Here is a 2762-nt window from a genome sequence, read left to right on the forward strand (position 1 = left end):
ATCCGACAAAGATATTTTTTTGATTTGTTTTAGTAGATTAGTTTTTAAGTAGTTTGTTTTTTGAAAATCGGGCGTCGTGAGACACCTGATTTTTTTTTGTATCAGTAAATCAGTTAATCAGTAAATCAGTTTGCTTTGCAGATTATAAATTATTTATTTCCCGATTTTCAATATTCAATAACTTTTATTACCTTTGTCAACATGAAAGGATGATGAGCTGTAAATGCTCATAATTTAGTTCTTCATTATATACGAAAGATTATTGTGAAACAGTTAAAAGAATTATATAAAAAATGGGCGGGTGCAGAACCTGCTAATGTAGAGAAACTTCCTGGTGCTGGTAGTAATCGTGAGTACTATCGTTTTACTGCTGCTGATGGCACTACCGTTATTGGTGTTATTGGTACAAGTAGAGACGAAGACCATGCTTTTATTACTCTTGCAAAGCATTTTGTGCAACGTCAGTTGCCTGTACCTGAGATTCTTGCTGTGAGTAGAGATGAACTGAGATATCTGCAGACAGACCTTGGAAAAGTGTCGCTCTTTGATGCAATCAAAGGTGGTAGAGAGGCCGGCGGAAGATATAATCAGGAGGAGAAACAATTGCTTATCAATACTATACGTGAGTTGCCTAATATTCAGATGCGTGGTGCTCGTGGTATGGATTGGAAAGTGTGTTACCCGCAGCCAGAGTTTGATGAGGAGGGTGTACTCTTTGATCTTAACTATTTTAAGTATTGTTTCCTTAAGGCTACTGGACTTGATTTTCATGAGTTGAAGCTTGAAGCAAACTTTCGTATGCTTGCCAAAGATCTTACTTCTGATACATGTGATAGTTTTATGTATCGTGATTTTCAGGCGCGCAACATAATGTTAGACGAAAACGGTAATCCGTACTTTATTGACTTTCAAGGAGGAAGAAAAGGTCCGTTTTATTATGATATTGCCTCATTTTTGTGGCAAGCCTCTGCAAAATATAATGACGAATTACGTCAGGAGCTGATAACTGAATATTATTCTTCTCTGAAGAATTATACAGAGGTACCATCAGAAAACTATTTCATGAAGCGACTGAACCTGTTTGTGCTTTTTCGCACTCTTCAGGTGCTTGGTGCATATGGCTTCCGTGGATATTTTGAAAGAAAGAAGCATTTCCTTGACAGTATTCCTCCTGCTATGCATAATCTGAGGAGGCTAATAAAATTAGGTGCTGACGTATTCCCTTATCCTTATCTTATGGATATGTTGAAGCGTCTTACCGAACTGCCTCAGTTTGCTGAAAAGCCAGAGCCTGTGAAGGAACGTGAGGATGGATATAAGATTACCGATAATCCTGTATATCAGGCAAATCCTTTGGATGGTCCTGCTACTTTCTCTAAATATGATGGTAAGGGTCCGCTTGTTGTTCGTGTGTGGAGTTTTTCGTTTAAGAAAGGTATTCCTGAAGACCCATCAGGTAATGGTGGTGGATATGTGTTTGACTGTCGTTCTACCCACAACCCAGGTCGTTATGAACCATATAAGAAGATTACGGGCTTAGATGAACCGGTTATTCGTTTCTTGGAAGATGATGGTGAGATATTAGAATTCCTGAAGCCGGTATATCAGTTGGCTGAACATCATGTAGAACGCTATATGCAGCGTGGATTTACAAACCTTATGTTCTGTTTTGGATGTACAGGAGGTCAGCATCGTTCTGTTTATAGTGCTCAGCATTTGGCAGAGCATATTCACGAGAAGTATGGTATTGAGGTAGAGATAACACATAGAGAACAGGGGGTGCATCAAATACTAAAGGCAAAAGATTCTTCAGAAAGATAGTTTTTTGAAAATAAAGTATTACCTTTGCAGCAATGAAACAAGCAATGATCTTCGCAGCGGGTTTAGGAACCCGATTGAAGCCTCTTACTGATCACATGCCTAAAGCATTGGTAAGAGTAGGGGATGAGCCGCTGTTAAAGCGAGTTATTCATCAGCTGCAATGTGCTGGTATAGAGAGAATCGTCATCAATGTGCATCATTTTTCGCAGATGATTCTCGACTATCTCAAGGAAAACAATAATTTTGGTTTAGACATACGCATCAGCGACGAGAGTGACGGACTTCTCGAAACTGGTGGCGGCATTAAGAAGGCTGCTCCTTTGTTTGATAAGGGTCAGCCTATTTTGATTCATAATGTTGATATATTAAGCAATGTGAATCTTGCCCGTTTCTATGATCTACATTCTGATGCTGCCGCTTCTTTGTTGGTGAGCTGGAGAAAAACCAAGCGTTATCTTGTTTTTAATAACGATATGCGCTTGGTGGGGTGGACAAATATTGAAACAGGTGAGGTGAAGAGTCCTTTCGCTGAGGTGAAAGAAGAACTGAAAAATGGATTTCAGGCTGTTGACTCTCAACTCGTAACAGCAAATTATAAACTGTATGCTTTTTCGGGTATACATAGTTTTTCTCCTTCACTTTTTTCTTTGATGGATAACTATCCAGACCGTTTCCCAATAATAGGATTCTATGTGCAGAATTGTGATAAGGTGAGAATTCAAGGTGTGGTAAAAGAAGACCTGAAACTCATGGATGTGGGAAAGCAAGAAACATTGGCTGAAGCCGAAGATTTTTTGAAGTCGTTGGTGTAGCATGATGAATGAAAAAAAGATAACAAGGACTTTATTATAAAAAAATAACAAGATGCAACAGAAGATTATTATCCTCGATTTCGGTTCACAGACCACTCAGTTGATTGGTCGTCGTGTGCGTGAGCTCGA

The 2762-nt window shown here is 39.0% G+C and carries 2 protein-coding genes; both read left to right on the top strand.

From position 1 onward, the window contains the following. The first annotated feature begins 264 nt into the window (after positions 1-264). Positions 265-1821, top strand: a complete 1557-nt coding sequence (locus tag QZU45_RS11990) for an RNase adapter RapZ (protein ID WP_295355608.1) — start codon at positions 265-267, stop codon at positions 1819-1821. Between the two features lie 44 nt (positions 1822-1865). Further along, positions 1866-2633, top strand: a complete 768-nt coding sequence (locus QZU45_RS11995) for a sugar phosphate nucleotidyltransferase (RefSeq protein ID WP_295355610.1) — start codon at positions 1866-1868, stop codon at positions 2631-2633. Positions 2634-2762 lie beyond the last annotated feature (129 nt).

This window comes from uncultured Succinivibrio sp. (assembly GCF_902756765.1).
In the GTDB taxonomy this organism is placed as follows: Bacteria; Pseudomonadota; Gammaproteobacteria; order Enterobacterales; family Succinivibrionaceae; genus Succinivibrio.

Bases quoted from the DNA above. Each gene is read 5' to 3' on its own strand.
- QZU45_RS11995 (WP_295355610.1), top strand. From the start codon at position 1,866: ATGATCTTCGCAGCGGGTTTAGGAACCCGATTGAAGCCTCTTACTGAT.